This window comes from Rhodococcus (subgen. Prescottella) equi, assembly GCF_003013675.1.
Classification (GTDB): Bacteria; Actinomycetota; Actinomycetes; order Mycobacteriales; family Mycobacteriaceae; genus Prescottella; species Prescottella equi.
On record NZ_CP027793.1, the window covers coordinates 614,178 to 629,395 of the forward strand.

The 15,218-nt window shown below is 70.3% G+C and carries 13 protein-coding genes; 11 read left to right on the plus strand and 2 right to left on the minus strand.

All coding sequences use genetic code 11. From position 1 onward, the window contains the following. Positions 1-28: 28 nt before the first annotated feature. Both C7H75_RS02815 and C7H75_RS02820 read left to right on the plus strand, forming a co-directional pair. Complete coding sequence (locus tag C7H75_RS02815) at positions 29-1,243, plus strand: ABC transporter substrate-binding protein (RefSeq protein ID WP_044990426.1); 1,215 nt, start codon at positions 29-31, stop codon at positions 1,241-1,243. 35 nt (positions 1,244-1,278) lie between these two features. Then, complete coding sequence (locus tag C7H75_RS02820) at positions 1,279-1,794, plus strand: nuclear transport factor 2 family protein (RefSeq protein ID WP_022593877.1); 516 nt, start codon at positions 1,279-1,281, stop codon at positions 1,792-1,794. A gap of 85 nt (positions 1,795-1,879) precedes the next feature. On the opposite strand, the gene acs is transcribed toward C7H75_RS02820, so the two are convergent. Continuing rightward, on the minus strand, positions 1,880-3,808 hold the full coding sequence (acs, locus tag C7H75_RS02825; protein ID WP_005515823.1) for an acetate--CoA ligase: 1,929 nt from the start codon (positions 3,806-3,808) through the stop codon (positions 1,880-1,882). 272 nt (positions 3,809-4,080) lie between these two features. Between acs and C7H75_RS02830 the strand changes: the two genes are divergently transcribed. The 5 genes from C7H75_RS02830 to C7H75_RS02850 are packed head-to-tail and all read left to right on the plus strand — an operon-like array spanning position 4,081 to position 9,853. Next, positions 4,081-5,700 carry a peptide ABC transporter substrate-binding protein gene (locus C7H75_RS02830; RefSeq protein WP_226347563.1) on the plus strand — a complete coding sequence of 540 codons (1,620 nt, stop codon included), beginning with the start codon at positions 4,081-4,083 and terminating at the stop codon, positions 5,698-5,700. A 2-nt stretch (positions 5,701-5,702) separates the two neighbouring features. Further along, positions 5,703-6,629: an ABC transporter permease gene (locus tag C7H75_RS02835; RefSeq protein ID WP_005515820.1), complete on the plus strand. Its 927-nt coding sequence runs from the start codon at positions 5,703-5,705 to the stop codon at positions 6,627-6,629. Next, positions 6,622-7,482, plus strand: a complete 861-nt coding sequence (locus C7H75_RS02840) for an ABC transporter permease (protein WP_022593881.1) — start codon at positions 6,622-6,624, stop codon at positions 7,480-7,482. The genes C7H75_RS02835 and C7H75_RS02840 overlap by 8 nt, the downstream gene beginning before the upstream one ends. After that, positions 7,479-9,089, plus strand: a complete 1,611-nt coding sequence (locus C7H75_RS02845) for a dipeptide ABC transporter ATP-binding protein (protein WP_106850914.1) — start codon at positions 7,479-7,481, stop codon at positions 9,087-9,089. The genes C7H75_RS02840 and C7H75_RS02845 overlap by 4 nt, the downstream gene beginning before the upstream one ends. 11 nt (positions 9,090-9,100) lie before the next feature. Then, positions 9,101-9,853 (plus strand): Fic family protein, encoded by a 753-nt coding sequence (locus tag C7H75_RS02850; protein WP_005515817.1) that lies wholly within the window; start codon positions 9,101-9,103, stop codon positions 9,851-9,853. Positions 9,854-10,276: 423 nt separating this feature from the next. On the opposite strand, the gene C7H75_RS02855 is transcribed toward C7H75_RS02850, so the two are convergent. Then, positions 10,277-11,095: an HAD family hydrolase gene (locus C7H75_RS02855; RefSeq protein WP_005515815.1), complete on the minus strand. Its 819-nt coding sequence runs from the start codon at positions 11,093-11,095 to the stop codon at positions 10,277-10,279. A 398-nt stretch (positions 11,096-11,493) separates the two neighbouring features. Between C7H75_RS02855 and ssd the strand changes: the two genes are divergently transcribed. The 4 genes from ssd to C7H75_RS02875 are packed head-to-tail and all read left to right on the plus strand — an operon-like array spanning position 11,494 to position 15,186. After that, entirely contained in the window at positions 11,494-12,612 is a 1,119-nt protein-coding gene (gene ssd / locus C7H75_RS02860; RefSeq protein WP_106850915.1) for a septum site-determining protein Ssd, read from the plus strand. Continuing rightward, positions 12,609-13,787: a TadA family conjugal transfer-associated ATPase gene (locus C7H75_RS02865; protein ID WP_064079776.1), complete on the plus strand. Its 1,179-nt coding sequence runs from the start codon at positions 12,609-12,611 to the stop codon at positions 13,785-13,787. Before ssd ends, C7H75_RS02865 begins: the two co-directional genes overlap by 4 nt. Next, positions 13,784-14,590, plus strand: a complete 807-nt coding sequence (locus C7H75_RS02870; protein ID WP_037084670.1) for a type II secretion system F family protein — start codon at positions 13,784-13,786, stop codon at positions 14,588-14,590. Before C7H75_RS02865 ends, C7H75_RS02870 begins: the two co-directional genes overlap by 4 nt. After that, on the plus strand, positions 14,587-15,186 hold the full coding sequence (locus C7H75_RS02875; protein ID WP_013414749.1) for a type II secretion system F family protein: 600 nt from the start codon (positions 14,587-14,589) through the stop codon (positions 15,184-15,186). The genes C7H75_RS02870 and C7H75_RS02875 overlap by 4 nt, the downstream gene beginning before the upstream one ends. Positions 15,187-15,218: the final 32 nt, after the last annotated feature.

Consider the following 15,218-nt stretch of genomic DNA (forward strand, 5'->3'; position numbering starts at 1 on the left):
ACCGGTTGCAGCTTCGCGCGCGGGACGACTGACTGCGCGGCACGCTCCGGCGCTGGTGGCAGCTGCTGTGTCCACCCTTCTCCTCGTGAGCTGCGGCACTGCGGATCCCGCCGAGTCGGACGGGGCGGACGAGCCGTACCGTGTGCTCGTCACCGGCGGGATCAGCGCGCAGGGGGCGCTCGCAGCCAACGCGCAGACGTCGATTCTCGCGGCGAAGGCCGGCGCGCAGGTGCAGAACGAGGCCGGCGGCATCGGTGGCCGCCGGATCGAGCTGACCGTCGTCGACGACGGAGGGGATCCGACGAAGGCCGTCACCGAACTGCGCAAGGCGATCACCGCGCAGAAGCCGGATCTGTGCCTGAGTTCGGGCCCGTCCGCGGTGAGTGCCGCGGTTCTGCCGATCCTGAACCAGAACGACATCCTTTCGTTCGGGGTGGCACCGACCTCGGATTCGACCGACCCGTCGAAGTTCCCGCTCAACTTCGACGTCGGTGTGGGCCCCACCGAAAGTGCGCGGGGGATCGTCGGTTTCGCGAAGGAGAAGGGTTACGACGACATCGGTGTGGTGCACGGCAGCACCGCGTACGGAGAGTCGTTCGGCAAGGAGATGACGAGCGCGCTGAAGGATGCGGGTCTCGAACAGGCCGGTAACGAGGAGTACGAGGCGACCGCCCTCGACATGACCGCGCAGCTGCAGGCCCTGAAGAACGCCGGTGCGAAGGCGATCGCGTTGGATGCGTACGGCGCGCCGCTCGGCTACGTACTGCAGAGTATGCAGCGGCTCGACTGGGACGTGCCGTTGATCGGGAACATCTCCGTCGGCGCGACGAACCTGGTCGCGAACGAACCACCGGCAGGCGTCCTCGGCACCCCGGCGAGCGAGAACCTCGTGGTCCAGGTGTTCGGCAGCACGGTTCACGACACCGACGCCGAGACGGTGAACCGGATGGTCGACACGATGGCGTCGCTCGGCACGATCTCGTCGACGCTGGTGATCGCCGGCCAGTACGACGCCTTCCCACTCGTCGCGGCCGCGGCCGAGTACGCGGGAACCACGACCGATGCCGCGAAGCTTGCCGAGGCACTCGAGACCGAGGAGGTCCAGGCGAACGCGTCCACGGCGTTCTTCTCGCGGTACCACTTCACCGCGGACGACCACGGGCCCAACCCGGATCAGGACGAGATGCGGTTCGTCGCCCCCACGAAGGTGCTCAACGGCCAGTTCGGCAATCCTCGCGCGTGAATTCGCCGACGACGAGACAGTGGAGGACGGAACGGATGGATACCAAGTCAGAGGGGGTCGTGGTGGGGACGGACGGGATGCCGCCGGCCGAGCAGGCAGCGGCGATCGAAGCGATCCGACGCGTCTTCTCCTCCCGGCTCCGCATCATGGACACCAAGCAGTGGGATCTCTACGGCAGCGTGCACACCGAGGACGTCGTCAGCGAGACCTTCGATCCGGACAATCCGGTGATCGGTCGGCAGGCGCTCACCGAGGCGATTCGGGCCGTGCTCGACGGCAACGTCTCGGTCACGTCCGTTCATCACGGTCATACTCCGGAGATCACGTTGACATCGGAGACGACTGCCGTGGGTGTCTGGGCCATGGAGGACATGCTGTGGTGGACCAACGGCGCGAGCGAGGAGCATCTGCACGGCTACGGGCACTACCACGAGGAGTACCGCAAGGTCGGCGACGACTGGCTGATCAGTCGTCGCCGGTTGACCCGCCTGCGGGTGGATCTGACCCCCGACTTCTTCGCGTATCGGGAGGAGTCCGCACGCATTCCGTGACCGGAGTGCGAACGCGCCGAGAAGGGCTGTGGCCCCGAGGATCGATCCTCGGGGCCACAGCCCTTCTCGTGCCTGCGCCGCGGATCTACCTACCGCGAATCGCGTCGAACACCTTGGGATCGACGAGGGTCGAGGTGTCGCCGAGATCGCGGCCCTCGGCGACATCGCGCAGCAGGCGGCGCATGATCTTGCCGGAGCGGGTCTTGGGCAGCTCGGGGACGACGGTGATCTGGCGTGGCTTGGCGATCGGGGAGATGTCGGTGGAGACCTGCGAGCGCAGCTCGGCGATCAGAGTGTCACCCGTGTTCTCGGCGCCTTCGCGGAGGATCACGAACGCGACGATGCCCTGACCGGTGGTCTCGTCGGCGGCTCCGACGACGGCGGCCTCGGCGATGGACGGGTGGCCCACCAGCGCCGACTCCACCTCGGACGTGGAGATACGGTGCCCGGAGACGTTCATGACGTCGTCGACGCGGCCGAGCACCCACAGGGCGCCGTCCTCGTCGTACTTGGCGCCGTCCCCGGCGAAGTACCAGCCCTCCTCGGCGTATCGGGACCAGTAGGTGTCCTTGTAGCGCTCCATGTCGCCCCAGATGCCGCGCAGCATCGCCGGCCACGGCTGGTCGAGGACCAGGTAGCCACTGCCACCGGGGCCGAGTTCGTGGGCGTCGTCGTCGACGATCTTCGCGGAGATGCCGGGCAACGGCGCCATGGCGGATCCGGGCTTGGTGGCGGTGACGCCGGGCAGCGGCGAGATCATGATCGCGCCGGTCTCGGTCTGCCACCACGTGTCGACGATCGGGGCCGTGCCGCCGCCGATGACGTCGCGGAACCAGCGCCACGCCTCCGGATTGATGGGCTCACCCACCGAACCGAGCAGCCGGATCGACGACAGGTCGTGGGCGTCGGGGATCTCCCGACCCCACTTCATGAACGTGCGCACCAGCGTCGGCGCGGTGTAGTAGATCGTGACGCCGTACTTCTCGATGATCTGGAAGTGCCGGTGCTCGTCGGGGGAGTTGGGGGTGCCCTCGTAGACCACCTGCGTGACGCCGTTGCTCAGCGGGCCGTACACGATGTAGCTGTGTCCGGTGACCCAGCCGATGTCGGCGGTGCACCAGTACACGTCCTGTCCGGCCTTGTGGTCGAACACGTTGTGGTGCGTGTACGACGCCTGCGTCAGGTAGCCGCCGGAGGTGTGGATGATGCCCTTCGGCTTACCGGTGGTGCCGGACGTGTAGAGGATGAACAGGGGATGCTCGGCATCGAACGCCTGCGCCTCGTGCGTGTCCGACGCCTTCTCGACGGTGTCGTGCCACCACAGGTCACGGCCGTCGGTGATGTCGACGTCGATGCCGGTCCGCTTGACCACCAAGACGTTCCGGACGGAATCGGCATCCGCGACGGCCTCGTCGACGGCGGGCTTGATCGGGGCCGCCTGGCCGCGGCGCCACTGTCCGTCGACGGTGACGACGAGCTTGGCGGCGGCGTCGTCGATGCGCGAGCGCAGCGCGGTCGCCGAGAATCCGGCGAAGACGACCGAATGGGTCAGGCCGAGCCGGGCGCACGCGAGCATCGTCACGATCGCCTCGGGGATCATCGGCATGTAGATGGCGACGCGGTCACCGGCGACGAGGCCCAACTCGGTGAAAGTGTTTGCCGCGCGGCTCACTTCGGCAAGCAGGTCGTTGTAGGTGATGTCGCGGCTGTCGCCCGGCTCACCCTCGAAGTGGATCGCGACGCGGTCGCCGTTGCCCGCCAGCACGTGCCGGTCGACGCAGTTGTACGCGACGTTGAGGCTGCCGCCGACGAACCACTTCGCGACGGGGGCGTCCGACCAGTCCAGGACCTCGGTCCACGGGGTGGCCCAATCCAGGCGCCGGGCCTGGGCGTCCCAGAAAGCCAGCCGGTCGCGGTCCGCCTCGGCCTGCAACTCGGGCCCTGCGTTCGCTGCCGCCGCGAAGGCCGCGCTCGGTGGGTACACCTGGGGTGCGTCGGTTGCACTGCTCGTCATCTCGGCTTGCCTTCTTTCCGGGTCGAAATCGACGGTTGTCGCACGTGTGAGGGTAGTCACACGCGGCCGTGGCCGCACGATTCGCTCCCGTGGAGTGGTCGCTGTGTGCGGCGATCGGTCGAAACGGTGCGACAGGCGGTCGCCGCACGGCGGGGACGTTGCGATCGGGCCTCGAACGGGTGCCGATCCGGTCGGGGAGCGCGGGACTGCGGCGGCCGGCGCCGGCGCTGTTTATCGTCGCAGGAACCAACCGAGTGTTTCGGGAGGTGGCGGTGACTGTTCGGCGGAGCTGGGCGGCTGCGGTGGCGTCGACGCTTGTCGTGGTGCTGGTGTCGGCGCTGCTCGCGGCCTGCGCCGGAGCGACGGCCCCGAGCGCGCACACGGTCTATGCGTGGAGTGGTGAGCCGCAGAACCCGTTGATCCCCACCGACACGGGCGAGAACACCGGCGGCCGGGTGCTCGACGCAATCTTCGCGGGCCTGGTGTCGTACACCGCGGCCGGCGACGTGGAGAACGAGGTCGCGCAGTCGATCGAGACGGTCGACGGCCGGCGGTACACCGTGACGCTCGAGGACGGCTGGACGTTCACCGACGGCACGCCCGTCACCGCGCACTCGTTCGTCGACGCATGGAACTACGGCGCGCTGTCCACCAACGCGCAACTGCAGTCCTCGTTCTTCGACCCCATAGAGGGCTACGACGAGGTGGCCGCGTCGAACCCGACCGCGACGACGATGTCCGGACTCGAGGTACTCGGCGACAAGACCTTCACGATCACGCTGAAACAACCGGAGGCGGCGTTCCCGAAACGCCTGGGATTCGCCGCGTACTACCCGTTGCCGCGGTCCGCGTACGCCGACATGGCCGCGTTCGGGCAGCACCCGATCGGCAACGGCCCGTACCGGTTCGCGGGCGACGACGCGTGGCAGCACAACGTGCGCATCGACCTCACGGTGAACGCCGACTACCGGGGCCCGCGGACGCCGCGGAACGAAGGGGTGACCTTCGTGATGTACAGCAGTCTCGACACCGCGTACACCGACCTGCTGTCGAACAATCTCGACGTCCTCGACGGCGTCCCGGCCAGCGCACTGGACACGTTCGAGGAGGACCTGCCCGGGCGGACCGTGAATCAGCCGTCGGCGACGATCGAGACGTTCACCATCCCGGAGCGGCTGCCGCACTTCGGCGGCGAGGAGGGGCGGCTGCGGCGGCAGGCGATCTCGCAGGCGATCGACCGCGACCGGATCACCGAGCGACTGTTCGCGAGTACGCGCACACCGGCCCGCGACTTCACGAGTCCCGCCGTGCCCGGTTGGTCGCCGGACCTGCCCGGATCCGCGAACCTGAGTTTCGCCCCCGACCGCGCGCGGGCGTTGTGGGCGCAGGCCGACGCCATCGCGTCGTGGAGCGGGACGTTCGCGATCGCCTACAACTCCGACGGTGGCCATCAGGACTGGGTGGACGCCGTCTGCAACAGCATTCGCAACACGCTCGGCATCGACGCGCACGGTGCGCCGTACCCGACCTTTGCGCAGTTGCGCACCGAGGCCACCGAGCGGACGATCCGGACCGCGTTCCGTTCCGGTTGGCAGGCCGACTACCCGCAGCAGTACGGGTTCCTGGCGCAGAACTACCAGACGGGAGGTAGTTCCAACGACGGCGAGTACTCCGATCCCGAGTTCGACGCTCTGCTGCGCGCGTCGGCGGGGGCGACCGATCCGGTCGAATCGCAGCGGCTGATCGACGACGCACAACAGATCCTGTTGCGCGACCTGCCGGCGGTGCCGAACTGGAACCGCAATGCGTCGGGCGGCTGGTCCGAGTACGTGACGAACGTCCGGATCGGGTGGGACGGTGTGCCGCTCTACTACCTGGTCGAGAAGGACTAGCCGTGCTGCGGTACACCGGGCGCCGTGTGCTGCAGATGATTCCGGTGTTCATCGGAACCACGTTCCTCATCTACGCGTTGGTGTTCCTCCTCCCCGGAGACCCGGTCGCGGCACTGGCCGGGGATCGGGCACTCACCCCCGCGGTGACCGAGCAACTGCGTGCCCGGTACCACCTGGATCAGCCGTTCCTGGTGCAGTACCTGCTGTACCTGAAGGGGCTCCTGACGCTCGACTTCGGCACGTCGTTCTCCGGACGCCCCGTCGGAGAGGTTCTGGCGCAGGCTTTTCCGATCACGTTGAAGCTCGCTTTCACGGCGATCGTCATCGAGACGGTCCTCGGGATCGGGGCCGGACTGATCGCCGGCCTCCGGCAGGGCGGGGTGTTCGACGGCACCGTCCTGGTCCTGAGTCTGGTTCTCATCGCGATACCGGTGTTCGTGCTCGGCTTCCTGGCACAGTTCTTCGTCGGAATCCGTTGGGGGCTGGCGCCGCCCACCGTCGGCGCCGACACCAGTCTGTCGCGCCTGCTGCTGCCGGCGTGTGTGCTCGCCGCGGTCTCGTTCGCGTACGTGCTGCGGCTGACGCGCACGTCGGTCGCGACGACGCTCTCCGCCGATTTCGTGCGGACCGCGACCGCAAAGGGTCTGTCCCGGCCGCGGGTCGTGTGGGTGCACGTGCTCCGCAACTCTCTGATCCCGGTCGTGACCTTCCTGGGCGCCGACCTCGCGGCGCTGATGGGGGGTGCGGTGGTCACCGAGGGCATCTTCAACATCAACGGGGTCGGCGGCACGATCTATCAGGCGGTCATCCGCGGCGAGGCGCCCACGGTCGTGTCGTTCGTCAGTGTCCTCGTCGTGGTCTACCTGATCGCGAATCTGTTCGTCGACCTGCTGTATGCCGTCCTGGATCCGAGGATTCGTTATGCCTGAGGCGCGCGGGATGTGGGGATCGGCGTGGCGACGGCTGCGGCGGCGCCCGATGTTCCTCGTCGCGTGCGTCATCCTGGCCGTCGTGGCCGCGGTCGCGCTGTTCCCGTCGGTGTTCACGAGTGTCGACCCGCGTTACTGCAACATCGCCGACAGCCTCGCACCGCCGCGGTCGGGGCACTGGTTCGGCTTCGACCGCCAGGGCTGCGACGTGTACGCGCGCACTGTCTACGGCGCTCGCCCGTCCGTCACCGTCGGGGTGTGCGTGACCGCGTCCGTGCTGGCGATCGGTGTGCTGTTCGGCGCGCTCTCCGGCTACTACGGCGGCTGGGCCGATTCGCTGCTGTCCCGTGTCACCGACATCTTCTTCGGGATCCCACTGATCCTGGCGGCGATCGTGCTCATGCAACTGTTCGCGCAGCGGACCATCTGGACGGTGGTGGCGGTCCTTGCGCTGTTCGGCTGGCCGCAGATGGCGAGAATTGCTCGCGGAGCGGTCATCTCGGCCAAGTCACGCGACTTCGTCCTCGCTGCCCGCGCCGTGGGCATGTCGGGGCCGTCGATCCTCGTCCGGCACGTGCTGCCCAACGCGCTCGCACCGATCATCGTGGTGGCGACGATGTCGCTGGGGACCTTCATCGTCACCGAGGCGACGCTGTCGTTCCTGGGGATCGGGCTACCGTCCACCACGGTCTCGTGGGGCGGCGACATCAGCACCGCGCAGGTCACCCTGCGCCGCGGGTCGACGATCCTGTTCTATCCGGCCGGCGCGCTCGCGATCACCGTGCTCGGGTTCGTCCTGCTCGGCGACGCCCTGCGCGACGCGCTGGATCCGACGCGAGCGAGACACCGGTGACCGCGCCGCTGCTCGAGTTGGACGGGCTCGAGGTGACCTTCGGCACCGGTACCGGCGCGGTGCGTGCGCTTCGCGGCGTGGATCTCACGGTGCAGCGCGGCCAGACCGTCGCGATCGTCGGCGAGTCCGGTTCGGGCAAGTCGACCCTCGCGCACGCGCTCGTCGGGCTGCTGCCGGGCGCAGGCCGGGTGACGGGCGGCCGCATCACGTTCGAAGGGCGCGACCTGGCACACGCGTCGGAGCGAACTTTCGTCGGAATCCGGGGGAGCGGAATCGGGTTCGTGCCGCAGGACCCCGCGACCAATCTCGACCCCGTCTGGAAGATCGGGTTCCAGGTGCGCGAGACGCTCGCCGCCAACGGGATCGCGAAGGGGCGGGCGGCCCACCGCCGTGCGGCCGAACTGCTCGCGCAGGCGGGTCTGGACGACGCCGAGGCCCGCGCCGGGCGCTACCCACACGAATTCTCGGGTGGTATGCGTCAGCGGGTCCTCATCGCGATCGGGTTGGCCGCCCGGCCACGACTGCTGATCGCCGACGAACCCACGTCGGCGCTGGACGTGACCGTCCAGCAGCGCGTACTCGACCATCTCGAACGCCTGACCGACGAACTCGGGACTGCACTGCTGCTCATCACGCACGATCTCGGGGTCGCCGCCGAGCGTGCCGAACACGTCGTCGTGATGCACGCCGGTGCCGTCGTCGAATCCGGCTCGCCGGAGCAGATTCTCACCGCACCCGAACATCCGTACACTCGCCGGCTCGTCGCGGCGGCGCCGTCGCTCGGGGCCACCCCGACCCGGCAACCTCCGAACGCGCCGGCCGGCGCGCATCCACTCCTCGTCGTCGACGGCCTGCGAAAGCTGTTCCACAGCAGACGCGCCGAGGTCATCGCCGTCGACGACGTCTCGTTCACCGTCGACCGCGGCACCACCACCGCGATCGTCGGCGAATCGGGTTCGGGTAAGACGACGGTGTCGCGGATGATCCTGGGGTTGCTGCCTCCCGACGGCGGCTCGGTCCTGTTCGACGGCACCGATCCGGCGGCACTCGGCCGCCGCGAGAAGGAGTTCCGACGCCGCGTCCAACCCGTGTTCCAGGACCCCTACGGCAGCCTCGACCCGACGTACTCGGTGTTCCGGATCGTCGAGGAACCGATGCGGGTGCATCGGATCGGTGATCGCGGCGAGCGTGCGAGGCGGGTGCGTGACCTTCTCGAGCGCGTCGCACTGCCCGCCGATCTGTCCCGTCGCTTCCCGGCCGAGTTGTCCGGCGGGCAGCGGCAGCGGGTGGCGATCGCCCGGGCCCTCGCTCTGGCACCCGAACTGCTGGTGTGCGACGAGGCGGTCTCCGCTCTCGACGTCGTCGTACAGGACCAGATCCTGCGTCTGCTCGACGAACTGCAGCGCGACCTGGGGCTGACGTACGTCTTCGTCAGCCACGACCTGGCCGTGGTCCGGCGGATCGCCGACCGCGTCGTGGTGATGCACGGCGGCCGAGTGGTGGAGGAAGCGGCCGCGGAGGACGTGTTCGAGCACCCCGGACACGAGTACACCCGGCGCCTGCTCGACGCCGTACCGGCGCGGCGCCGGCGCCGCAGAGACGGGTAGCGTCTGACAGCGTGACTGATCCCTTGCAGCCGCTGCTGGACCTCCCGGGTGTCGTCGACGCCGCGGATCGCGCGCGCGACGCGTTGGGCGAGGTGCACCGACACCGGACCAACCGCCGGGACTGGCCCAAGACGGCCACCGAGGCGTCGGTTCGCGCTGCGCGCGCGTCGGCGTCCATCGACGGCGGATCGACCGAGCTGCCGGTGCCGGGAACGGTCGGCGACCCGGTGCTGTCCGGTGCGTTGCGTGTGGCGCAGGCGCTCGACGGAGAAGCGCTCACGATCATCCTGCCGACGTGGCAGCGAGCGCCGCTCCAGGCGCTCGCCCGGTTGCACCTGCTCGCCGCGGCGGACCTGGTCGACGACGCCGCCACCTTGGGGCGGCCGCGGACCGATCCCGGGGTCGGCGAGCGTCTCGACATGCTCGCGCAGTTGGTGACGGGGGGCACGAACGCGCCCGCACCGGTGCTCGCGGCGGTCGTGCACGGTGAGCTGCTCGCGCTGCGACCGTTCGGGGTGGCCGACGGCATCGTGGCCCGTGCCGCATCCCGACTGGTTGCCACGTCGACGGGTCTCGATCCGCACAACCTGGGCGTGCCCGAGGTGAGCTGGATGCGTCGCGCGCCGGCCTACCGTGACGGCATCGCCGGGTTCGCGTCCGGCACGGCCGAGGGCGTGGGCAGTTGGGTGATCCTGTGCTGCGGCGCCCTGGAAGCCGGTGCCCGCGAGGCGATGTCGATCGCGGATGCCGCAGCGGCGGGCTGACGAAGCGCGCGTTCCGGGTCTCGCGTTCCCGGAAGTCGCGGGTGCCCGCACATGCGAAGCGGGTGGTGTCACCGACCGTGGTCGGCGCCGCCACCCGCTAGCACGGATTCCGGGTTACCAAGCGTGCAAGGTGGGTTGTGTGTCAACGGCCTCGGCGTGGTCTCGGGCGGTGCCGGTTCGTCCCGTGCAACGTGTGCAGGGTCCTTGCCGTCAGTCATCCGAGTCACGCAAGCCCACAACGCTTCTGCCCTTATAGTGGCTTGTGCTCCGCGTGGGTACCTGGTACCCGTGCTGGGAAGTCCGGTCGGGGAATCGGTCCTTCTCTTCCGGATCGATCCTGGCTTTCCGGCCTTCCGTAACTCCTTTGTACCCTGTGCCCCCACCCACTTCAAGTGGCAATTTTCCTTTGTGGCAGATGCAGGTTCAGCGTTTGCGGCGACGCATCCCGTAGGTGAAGGCGCCGGCCACTGCGGCGCTCGACAACACGGCGGCCGCCGCGGTGACCGTCGAGCGGGAGGGGGACTGCAGTCGTGCACGCAGTGAAACGGGGTTGGAGAAAGACAATACGGGCCAACCATTTTCGGCGGCAGCGCGGCGCAGTCCGCGATCGGGATTGACTGCGGTGGGGTGGCCCACTGCCTCGAGCATCGGCAGATCCGTCACCGAATCCGAGTAGGCGTAGCACTGGGCGAGGTCGTAGCCCTCGCGCTCGGCGAGCTCGCGCATCGCCTGGACCTTGCCGTCGCCGTAGCAGTAGAACTCCACGTCACCGGCGTACCGGCCGTCCTCGACCACCATTCGCGTTGCGCAACTGTGGGAGGCGCCGAGCGCGTCGGCGATGGGTGTGACGACCTCCTCGCCGGAAGCCGACACGATGACGACGTCGTGCCCGCGCAGCTTGTGGTCGGCGATGAGGTCCGCGGCCTCCGCGTAGACGAGTGGATCGACGATGTCGTGCAGGGTCTCGGCGACGATCGCGCGGATCTGTTCGACATCCCACCCGGCCGTCATGCTGGTCAGGTGGCTCCGCATCCGCTCCATCTGGTCGTGGTCGGCGCCGGAGAGGATGAAGAGGAACTGTGCGTAGCTGCTCTGCAGGACCGATCGCCGCGTGATCAGCCCTTGGGCGAAGAACGGCTTGCTGAAGGCCAGCGCGCTGGACTTGGCGATGATCGTCTTGTCCAGGTCGAAGAACGCGGCGGTGCGTCCGCGGCGGGTGAGGTCGCTCGGGTCGGCGGTCACCCGACCAAGAATAGGGGAGAGACCTCGTCTTCGGCCCGGTACCGGGTACCGGACGTTCCCGACGATCCGGGCGGATTCCGGCGATCGCTGAACTTGCAATTATTCCTGCACCTGGGTGTAGTATTGCTTCTACCTGGACGCGATCCAGGCGTGTTCAGCCCGACCCCCCGGGGCTGAACTCTGACGACCCCCGCCTCCTCCCCCCCTGGCGGGGGTCGTCCCATATCTCGGCCCGGACGGCCCCGGTGCCCCTCATTTCCCGTGGTAGAGCTGCCGGGACAGTTTCGTTCCGCCGAACTGGTACGAACGTACGAAAATTCATCCACACCCCGCGGATCTGTGCACATTCGACGTATCGACGTGCCGGCGGCGCGTCCCGGTGCCGCAGGCTGGCCGACATGACCACCGCATCCCGTGCCACCCCCGCTCTCGGCAGCCGCGGGGTAGTCGCCGCCGTCGGCGAGCGTGCCGTGCTCGAGATCCTGCGCTCCGTCGCCGCGGCGACCGATCAATCGTTTGCCGAGTCGGCCGCGCCGGTCGGCCGCAGCGTGTGGATGTCGGCGGACCTGGTGGTGCTCGACGCCGCCGCGGCGCGCGAGTGCGCCGCGGGACTGCCGCGCCGCGACCGAGTGGTGCTCGTGTGCTCAGGCGTTCCGGGCATCGCCGATTGGCAGGCCGCCGCAGAGGTGGGCGCCGACCGGGTATTGGGTCTGCCGGCGGACGAGGACGTCCTGGTCGCGGTGTTCGCCGACCGCAACACCCGACGCGAGGCGGGTGGCGCGGTCGTATCCGTCGTCGCGGGCAGCGGTGGCGCGGGCGCCTCGACGATGGCGGCCGCGATCGCCCTCGCCGGCGCGCGGGCGCGGAAGACGGATCGCGCACCCGGGGTGTTGCTGCTCGACGCGGACCCTCTCGGAAGTGGACTCGACCTACTGCTGGGCGTGGAGAGAGCGCCGGGGCTACGGTGGTCCGGCCTCGCTGTCGAGGGTGGGCGGGTGCTCGCCGACGCGCTGCATGCCGCGTTGCCCGCGCAGGCCGGGGTCAGCGTGCTGGCCTGCGATCGAGACAGTCGTACGGGCGGGCTCACACCGGCGGCGGCCACGGCCGTGGTGGAGGCCGGCCGACGGGCGGGGTGCCTCGTGGTGTGCGATGTCGCCCGACATCCCGGCGAGGTCGGCGAGAGCGTCGTCGAACTTTCCGATCTCGTCGTCGTGGTCGTCCCCGCCACCGTGCGCGGTGGCGTGGCGTCCGGGCGGGTGCTGTCGTGGATCACGCAGCGGAACCCGCACCGGGGCATCGTTGTTCGCGGACCCGCCCCGGGCGGGCTGCGGGGGACGGACCTCGCGGAAACCCTGGACGCGCCGGTGATCGCCGTGATGCGGCCGGCGCCTCGTCTCGACGCGATGCTCGAACGCGGCGGGCTCGATCCGGGGGAGCGCTCGCCGCTCGCAGCGGCGGCACGGTCGGTGCTCGACGTCCTCGCAGCCCGCCCCCGCTCGGGGCGGTGGGCGGCATGAGCGCGTTGTTCTCCACCGACCTGCTCGACCGGGTGCGCGAGCGGCTCGCGACCGCCGACGGCGACCCGACCCCGGCGACCGTCGCCGCCGCCATCCGCTCCGAGTCGGGTGGCGTACTCGGCGACACGGATCTGCTGGCGGCGCTGCGCGTGTTGCAGACCGAGCTGACCGGCGCCGGCCCGCTCGAGGCGCTGCTTGCCCAGCCGGGCGTCACCGACGTACTGGTCACCGCCCCCGACGCGGTCTGGGTCGATCGCGGTGCCGGGCTCGAACGAGTCGACGTGACGTTCGCGGACGAAGCGGCAGTGCGCAGGCTGGCGCAGCGGTTGGCGTTGTCCGCGGGCAGGCGACTGGACGACGCGCAGCCGTGGGTCGACGGCCGACTCCCAGCGGCGGGCGGCGGGGACCTGGGTGTCCGACTACACGCGGTACTCGCCCCGGTCGCCCAGGCCGGGACCTGCCTGTCGCTGCGGGTGCTGCGGCAGGCGACGCAGGGGTTCGACGATCTGGCCGCGTCCGGTGCCCTGCCCGGTGACGCGCGCTCGCTGCTGGAGCGCATCGTGCGCGCACGGCTCGCGTTCCTGGTGACGGGCGGTACCGGGGCTGGGAAGACCACGATGCTGGCGGCCCTGCTCGGGCGAGTCGATCCGGGCGAGCGCATCGTGTGCGTCGAGGACGCCGCCGAACTCGCCCCGGCCCACCCGCACGTGGTGCGTCTGGTCGCGCGAGTGGCCAACGTCGAGGGCGTCGGTGCGGTGACGGTGCGCGACCTCGTCCGCCAGTCCCTGCGTATGCGTCCGGACCGCATCGTGGTCGGCGAGGTGCGGGGCGCCGAGGTGGTCGATCTGCTGACGGCGCTCAACACCGGTCACGACGGCGGTGCGGGCACCGTGCATGCCAACTCGCCCCGCGAGCTCCCGGCGCGGCTCGAGGCGCTCGCCGCACTCGGCGGGCTCGACCGGGCTGCACTGCACAGCCAATTGGCGGCCGCGGTCCAGGTGGTGCTGCACGTCGAGCGGGACACCTCGGGGCGCCGGCGCCTCGCGGAGATCGCGGTGCTGCGCCGCGACCCCGCAGGGACGGTGGAGGTGGTACCGGCCTGGACATTCGGTGGGGGAGTTCATGCGGCAGGGAAAGTGCTGCAGGACATGCTGCTTCGACGGGGTGAATCGTGAGCGCGGTCGCCCTGGCGCTCGCGGCGGCCCTCCTGATGGTGCCCCGCAGGGGTGCGCCGGCCCGTCTGCGGTCCGCCGCGCCTCCTCGCGGCGGGGGTGCGCCGCCGTGTCGGCCGCGGTGGCGTCGAGTGTCGCCGTACGATGCCGCCTTCGCGGCGTGCGTTCCGCTCGTGGTCGTCGGTGCGATCGGCCCGGCGCTCGCCGCGGCGGTAGTCCTCGCCACCGCGCGCCGGCGGCACCGACGGCGCGCCGAAGTCGAGCGGCGTCACCGGGAGCGTGCGCAGGTGCTGGCCGGGCTCGAGGCCGTGATCGGCGAACTGGGGGTCGGCGCGCACCCGGCGGCGGCGTGCGATGTGGCCGCGCAGGAGTGCCGCGGCGACGCCTCGGTGGCGCTGCGCACCGCAGCGGGGCGAGCGCGCCTGGGTGGGTCGGCGGCCGGTGGACTCGTTCTGCCGGGCAGTGTCGTCGCCGACGAACTCTCCCGGCTGGCGGAGGCGTGGTCGGTGGCCGAGTCCCGTGGACTCCCGCTCGCCGAGCTGCTGCAGGCGGCGCGCACGGACCTGCAGGGGCGCAGCCGGTTCCGTGCCAGAGCTGATGCCGGACTGGCCGGCGCCCGGGCCACGGCTGCGGTTCTCGCTGGCCTGCCCGTCCTCGGGATCGGGTTGGGACAGCTCATGGGAGCCGCGCCCGTGCGGGTACTCGCCGGGGGCGGCCTCGGCAGCGCGCTACTGGTGGCGGGAACCGTGCTGGGCGCACTCGGGCTGGCGTGGACCGACCGAATCGTCGACCGGGCGGTGCCGTGATGTGGACGTCGGCGCTCATGCTGGCCGCCGCGGTGCTGGTCGTCCCCGGCACGGACCGCCTCCGACGACGGCTGCGTGCTTCGGCCGAGGCCGCCGACACGACCGCGGGCGCCGACCGTGCCACCAACGACGCGCCGTCGACGCGGCCGGACCCGCTCGCCGTCGCGGGCACCTTCGACCTCCTGGCAGCGTGTCTGAAAGCAGGCCTGCCGGTGCCGGACGCCGTCGCCGCGGTGGCTGCGTCGGCGCCGGATCCGCTGGGGGAGTCGTTGCGGCGCACCGCGGACCGGCTCGCGCTCGGTGCGGACCCGGCCACTGCGTGGGACGTCGTGGCGTCGGAGCCCGCGACCGAGGCGTTGGCCCGGATGGCCCGACGGTCGGCTCGATCGGGCGCCGCGCTGTCGTCGGCGATGGCGGACCTGGCGACACAACAGCGGACGGAGGCCGAGGACCGTGCGATCGCCGCTGTCGAGAAGGCCGGCGTGCTCATCGGCGGACCGCTGGGGCTGTGCTTCCTGCCGGCGTTCGTGTGCCTGGGCATCGTCCCGGTGGTGATCGGGCTGGCCGGTCGGGTGCTCGAGGGTGGGCTGCTCTGACCGAATCCGAAGGACCCCGGCGCGGGTACGCC